General features: G+C 56.8%; 5 protein-coding genes. All 5 read right to left on the bottom strand.

Going from position 1 to position 6,586, the window contains the following annotated elements; genetic code table 11:
- Nucleotides 1–18: 18 nt before the first annotated feature.
- Complete coding sequence (locus tag AB5Y92_RS05360; RefSeq protein ID WP_005335008.1) at nucleotides 19–891, bottom strand: Dam family site-specific DNA-(adenine-N6)-methyltransferase; 873 nt, start codon at nucleotides 889–891, stop codon at nucleotides 19–21.
- Between the two features lie 70 nt (nucleotides 892–961).
- Complete coding sequence (locus AB5Y92_RS05355) at nucleotides 962–2,542, bottom strand: SPOR domain-containing protein (protein WP_368225865.1); 1,581 nt, start codon at nucleotides 2,540–2,542, stop codon at nucleotides 962–964.
- Nucleotides 2,532–3,614 (bottom strand): 3-dehydroquinate synthase, encoded by a 1,083-nt coding sequence (gene aroB, locus AB5Y92_RS05350; protein WP_368225863.1) that lies wholly within the window; start codon nucleotides 3,612–3,614, stop codon nucleotides 2,532–2,534. Before aroB ends, AB5Y92_RS05355 begins: the two co-directional genes overlap by 11 nt.
- Nucleotides 3,615–3,628: 14 nt before the next feature.
- Nucleotides 3,629–4,147: a shikimate kinase AroK gene (gene aroK, locus AB5Y92_RS05345; protein WP_005347909.1), complete on the bottom strand. Its 519-nt coding sequence runs from the start codon at nucleotides 4,145–4,147 to the stop codon at nucleotides 3,629–3,631.
- Nucleotides 4,148–4,338: 191 nt separating this feature from the next.
- Nucleotides 4,339–6,573 (bottom strand): type IV pilus secretin PilQ, encoded by a 2,235-nt coding sequence (locus AB5Y92_RS05340; protein WP_201987331.1) that lies wholly within the window; start codon nucleotides 6,571–6,573, stop codon nucleotides 4,339–4,341.
- Nucleotides 6,574–6,586 lie beyond the last annotated feature (13 nt).

The following is a 6,586-nucleotide window of genomic DNA, read 5'->3' as shown; positions in this document are numbered from 1 at the left end:
TGGGCGCCGCATGGTCTGTTACGTCAGTGGCAGCAGTTCACTGTCGCTGGGATAGTAGCCCTGCTCCGGTTCGATTCCGGGGGGATAGAGCGCCAACAATTCGGCCACCTTGTTGCGGGTGCCGCCGTTGCGGCTGATGGTGCGCTTGACCAGGATTTCGTCGAGGCGGGCACCGCGATAAAGCTCACGAGTCAGCTCGATATCGTGGTTGCTGATCAGCACCGGCACCCCTTTGTGAGCGGCTGTGTGACGGGCCAGTCGCGCCAGGATCGCCTGATCATCCAGGGTAAACCCGCCGGAGGCATAGGTGGTGAAGCTCGCCGTAGTGGAGAGCGGCGCATAGGGTGGATCACAATAGATAACCCAATCCTCTTCGGCACGCTTGATGGCATCGGCGTAGCTCTCGCAGATAAAGGTCGCCTTCTGCGCCTTTTCGGCAAAGGCCCACAGCTCTTTTTCCGGGAAATAGGGTTTCTTGTAGGAACCGAACGGCACGTTGAAGCCGCCCTTCTTGTTGTAGCGGCACAGTCCATTGAAACCGTGACGGTTGAGAAACAGGAACAAGAGTGCCCGCTCGAAGGTGGTCTCGGTCTGATTGAACTGGGTACGCAGCCGGTAATAGGCCGCCTTGTGGTTGTGCTCTGCCACAAACAGCTTGCGCGCCTCGGCAATGAAACTGTCCGGCGTCAGCTTGAGGTGGTTGTACAGGCAGATCAGATCCGGATTGATGTCGTTGAGCACATACGCGTCGTAGTCGGTGTTGAGAAACACAGACCCGGCCCCAACGAAGGGCTCCAGCAACACACGCCCGGCCGGCAGGCGCTCGGCAATCTCTTCAACCAGGGAGTATTTTCCCCCGGCCCATTTTAAAAAAGCGCGTGTTTTTTTCATGGAAATCCGGTGTGTAAGAAGGCAAGACCCAAAAAGGGGGACGATTCTACCCCCTTATCCGGTATCAAGGCTATTGCTTCAGCTCTTTTTGTACCTGTGCAAACGACTTGGGCCAGGGCTGACCTTTCAGCAAGGCTGGCGGAAGCTTGCGAATGGCACTCTTGGCCTGGGTCAGACCGGCATAATCCCCTTGCAGCACCACGTACCAGGGGCTGCCACGGAATTTGGTCTGATAGACCCATACCTTGCCCGCCAGACCATGCTCGGCGACAAATTGATCCACCGCCTTGGTGTTGCTAGCCCCCATCAGCTGAACGCTGTAGTGGTTGCGCGGCTTCTTGTTCAAGGTGGCGACCGGTGTCAGGGCCACCTTGGGTGCTGGCGCGGCAACCGGCTCGTTGCTGGCGGTTTTGGTGGTGGCCACAGGCGTTGCGGTTGTCACAGGATTCTGTGCCTTGGCGGTACTGGCCGGAGCTGTGGTTGCGATTGCACCACTGGGGGCTGTACCACTCGGGTTCTTGCCGGTCAGCTCGTCCACCACGTCAGTAGGCAGAGCGCCGCTCACCTTGGGTTCGGTCATCAGCTTTTGCACGACCTCGTCAGAGATCACCACCCGACGCCCTTCGTAATTGGTTGATTCGGTGGTCACAGTTTCGCTCTCCACCGATTTGGGCAGCACTTTCGCCTCCGGCTGCCAATCCTTCACTACCCCGTTGGGATTGCTGGCTGCATCGCTGTTTTGCGCGCCTTGTGAAGCGGTATCGGTATTCGAACCGCCTGCGGTGAGGGGATCGCCTCCCGTTACCGGGATCGGCAATGCCGTGTTCTGCGCAGGATCCTGCAGTGCCGGTTTGCTTTCATTGTCAAACAGCGCAGGCAGCAGGTAACTCAATGCCAGCAGGCCGCCAGCGACCAGCGCGATGGCGGTGGCAATCTTCTTGACAGGCAACTCCGCCTGACGCTTCTTGGGCCTTCTGTCGGTCATGATATCCTCCAGTAACTGCATGATGGTGGACGGATGTCCGTTCGCCGTTTTCAGGATCTCCTCCACTTGCGGCTTGGGCAAGAGGGTCGCCGGGATCTTGAGCTCTTTGGCTTTCTCATACAAGAAGATGCGCTGCTCGGGCGGGCTCAGTGGCGGCACTTCCAGCTCAAGGGCTGGCATGGCACGCCCTTTGAGCTGCGGCCGTTGGGTACGACACCAGACGTCACTGCCCGAGACGATAATGGCCAGCTGATGGGGCGCCGCCAGGGTATCGTTATGACGGATGATCGCCCACAACTCTCCCAGCAATTCGGCTGGCAACTGGTCGGCCCGCTCTATCAGCAGCAACAGGGTGGCTGGCTTGCTCCCCTCCAGCATGCGAAAGAAGCTCTCCGCCAGCGCATCCTGTGGATTGAACAGCGGGCGCGCCACCACCTGTGGCAGCAACAGCTGGCGCACATCCACCATCTTCATGGCAGGTGTACCAATCAGGCTTACCACCCGCACTTTTTCCGGCAACACGCCGAGCAGGGATTCGCACAGGGTACCACGACCACAACCGGGTTTACCGGAGAGAAAAATGAAAGGGTGATTGAATTCAATCAGATGCAGCAGCCGGTCAACCAGCTGCCGCTGGGAAGGAAGTTTTAGCAGTTTATTCGTCACGACCAGACTCGATCACCGCCAGCAACTCGGCATCGGACACATCCCCCACCACCTGCGCATGGCCGATGCCAACCGGCAACACCAGACGCAGCTTGCCTTCCAGCACCTTCTTGTCACGGCGCATATGGCGAATAAAGGCGGCGAAATCCATCTCGGCAGGCGCATGAATGGGCAAATTGGCGGCCAGCAGCAGAGCGCGCACTCGCGCGACGTCCTCTTCGCTCATATCGCCACGGGCCTGCGCAGTCCAGGCTGCCAGCATGGTGCCGGCGGATACTGCTTCACCGTGCAGCCAGTTGCCATACCCCTGCTCGGCCTCGATAGCATGACCAAAGGTGTGACCCAGATTGAGCAGCGCACGGACGCCGTGCTCGGTCTCATCCTGACCGACCACATCGGCTTTGATCTCGCAGCAACGTTTGATGGCGTAGACCAGCGCGGCAGATTCCAGCTGTTGCAGACGCACCATGTTCTGCTCCAGCCAGCTGAAGAAATCAGCATCCCAAATGATGCCGTACTTGATCACCTCGGCCATCCCCGCGGCAAATTCGCGGGCTGGCAAGGTACTCAGACATTCGGTATCGATAACAACTTGTTTGGGCTGATAAAAAGCCCCAATCATGTTCTTGCCGAGGGGGTGGTTGACAGCGGTTTTACCGCCGACAGAGGAGTCAACCTGGGAGAGCAGGGTGGTCGGGATCTGGATAAAAGGAATGCCACGTTGATAGCTTGCTGCCGCAAAGCCCACCACATCCCCGATCACACCGCCCCCCAGAGCGATGAGGGTGGTATCACGCCCATGGTTGGTTTCAAGCAGAGCAGACATGATCCGCTCAAAGGTCGCCAGGTTCTTGTATGCCTCACCGTCAGGCAGGATCAGGGATTCAACCTGAAAACCGGACAGCAGTGCCATTACCCGTTCAAGATAGAGCGGGGCAACGACCGTGTTGGTCACTATCACCACCCGCCTGCCTTTGATGGTCGATCCCAGCGCCTCGGGGCGCTGCAACAACCCGGCAGCTATCTCGATAGCATAGCTGCGCTCACCCAGTTCAACCTTCAACCGTTCCATGGACGTCCTCTTGATTACATACCGATCAGCTTCACAATCTGATTGGCAACGATCTTTGCGCTCTGGTCATCTGTCTGGATAACAAAGTCAGCCACTTCTTCATAAAGGGCGTTGCGCTCTTGTGCCAAACGCTCAAGCACCTCACGCGGCGGCTCTTCGGTCTGTAGCAGAGGACGGCGTTTGTCTCGCTGTGTGCGCGCCAACTGCTTTTCAATGGTGGTTTCGAGGTAGACCACGATGCCACGAGCAGACAACTTGTTGCGGGTTTCCCGGCTCTTGATGGCACCACCACCGGTTGCCAGCACGATACCCTGCTGCTCAGACAATTCGCTGATCACCTTCTCTTCGCGAATACGGAAACCCTCTTCGCCTTCAACATCAAACACCCAGCCGATATCGGCACCACTGCGGCGCTCAATCTCATGATCTGAGTCGAAAAACTCCATATGCAGTTGTTCTGCCAGATGTCTACCTATGGTGCTCTTGCCCGCACCCATGGGACCTATCAGGAAAATATTGCGTTTCTCAGCCATGTCTTTTCGTTAGTAATTACAAACTGTACGACCCCGATGAATACTGGATCGGGGTACCTATGAACCTTATCTTGCGATGGATCAGGAGGGGGATTATCTCAATAGATATCGGGACTGGCAACCGCAGCCCTTACGCCCCAGCCTCATTGGGGCGTAAGGTTATATGTGTTTTACCCTCACATGTAAAGCATTCAGAAGGCGTCGGTGACTATCTTGGGCGTCACGAAAATCAGCAGTTCCCGCTTTTTGTTCTCGCTGGTGGTCTTGCGGAACAAGGCCCCCAATCCGGGAATGTCACCCAGCAGCGGCACCTTGGTCACATCGCTCTTGATGGTCTGCTGATAAATGCCGCCCAACACCAGGGTCTCGCCATTGTTCACCAACACCTGAGTGGTGATGGACTGGGCGTTGATGGAAACCGCATCACCGGTACCGGTCGGTACCGTTTCACCCTTGGTATCCTGGGTCACGGTCAGGTCGAGAATCACCCGATTGTCAGGGGTGATCTGCGGGGTAACCTTCAGGCTCAATACCGCCTTCTTGAAGGTAACCGAGGTAGCGCCACTGGAAGAGGACTCCACATAGGGGATCTCGGTACCCTGCTCAATCAATGCCGGTTTCTGGTTCGCCGTGGTCACCCGCGGACTGGCGATAATCTCGGCCTTGCTCTCTTTTTCCAGCGCCGACAACTCGAGATCCAGCAAGGTGCCATCAGCCAGACGGGCAACCTGGAAGGCCAAAGTACCGGCCGCATTGGTCACCGGCAGATTGACGTTCAACCGATCGTCTGCTGATGGCCGAGGGCTGGGATTAATTGCAGAACTGCCGTTGTTGTTACCAGAGCCATCATTCCCCTCGATGGAGCCGGACGTACTGTTGCCATGACCATCGTTTTTGGTCACCCCCCACCGCACTCCGAGCGCTTCATCAAAACCGTCATCAATGGTCACCATCCGCGCCTCGATAACCACCTGCTTGACCGGAATATCGAGGATATCAAGCATCCGTTTGATGCTGCTGATGACATCGGCGGTATCCTTGACCACCAGCACGTTGGTTCGCTCGTCCACGCTCACCGCACCACGGGGTGACAGCAACTTGGTACTTTCGGAAGAGAGCAGGGCCGCCACTTCCGAGGCCTTGGCATAGTTTATCTGCAGATATTCGGTATAGAGCTGCGCCAAATCTGCAACCTGATTGCGGCTCTCAAGTTGCTGCTTCTCGCGTGTTGCGATCTCTTCCGCTGGTGCCACCAGCAGAATGTTGTTGTCCAGTCGTTTATCCAGACCCCGCACTTTCAAAATAATGTCGAGCGCCTGCTCCCACGGCACCCCATCCAGACGCAGGGTAATATTGCCTGCTACCGAATCTGTGGTTACCAAGTTAAGGTTGTTGAAATCGGCGATCAGCTGCAACACGGTACGGACTGGAATATCCTGGAAGTTCAATGAGATGGGTTTGCCCTGATACTGCTTGGATGCCGTGGCCGTCGTCCGCTTTTTCACCTCGATAATGAAGAGCTTGTCAGCCTGATCGTAACGGTAATCAAACTGACCATTGATCGACAGTTCAAACAGGGTATCACTGCCCTGCCGGGAGACTTCAACCTGAGAGACCGGCGTTGCAAAATCCTGCACGTTGATCAGATTAAGCAAACCATCCGGTACCCGAGTACCATGAAACTTGGCCAGTACGGTCTGGCCGCGGCTGCTCACATCAACAGCGGCTGAGCTGTTATCCAGCGTAACCAGAAACTCCCCCTGGCCATCTTTGCCACGACGAAAATCCACACCGGTCACCGAGTTGAAATAGGCGCCGCCCCCACTGCTCTGATAGTTGTTAAGCACCGGCTTGCTGGCAGGCTGTGTTGCTGCCGGCGTTGTCACGGGCGCAACAGGCATCGACCGGGAAACGACTTGAGGATTGAGCAGCGCTGAAGGAGAGGGTGTGGCCACCATCGCAGAGGGCGCTGGCACAGGAGTAGCCGAGGTTGTGGGCGCAATCAGCGCGCTCTCACCATTGATGAGCCCGGAAGAGGCCCCCTCGCCCAATGACACCAGTAATTTGTTCCCCTGTTGCTGAACCTGATAGGGGGCCAGCTGATCGAGTGCGATCTTGATATCCAGACCTGCGCCCTTACCCTCAACCTTGATATTATCTACCCCCAGGCGCTGGATCGGCAGCGGGTTCACTTTCAGCGCCCCTACCGCACCGGGAACATGCAACAACAGCTGATTGGGTTGGTAAGAGAGACGATCGGTAAAGCCTGTGACAGGCTCACTGAAACTGAGCTCTACCAGCAATTGATCGGCAAGCAGCGGATTGACCTTGATCTCCTGCAGGGTTGCCACTGCCCACGCCTGACTGAGGGCGCAGGCGCAAAACAGCAAAGCCACTTTGGATACACTCTCTATTGTTGTTCTCATTGCTGTTTGTCCC

Source organism: Aeromonas sp. R1-1 (genome assembly GCF_040908495.1).
Classification (GTDB): domain Bacteria; phylum Pseudomonadota; class Gammaproteobacteria; order Enterobacterales; family Aeromonadaceae; genus Aeromonas; species Aeromonas veronii.
Note: the sequence above shows the minus strand (reverse complement) of the source record. Positions and strands in the feature narration are given on the sequence as shown.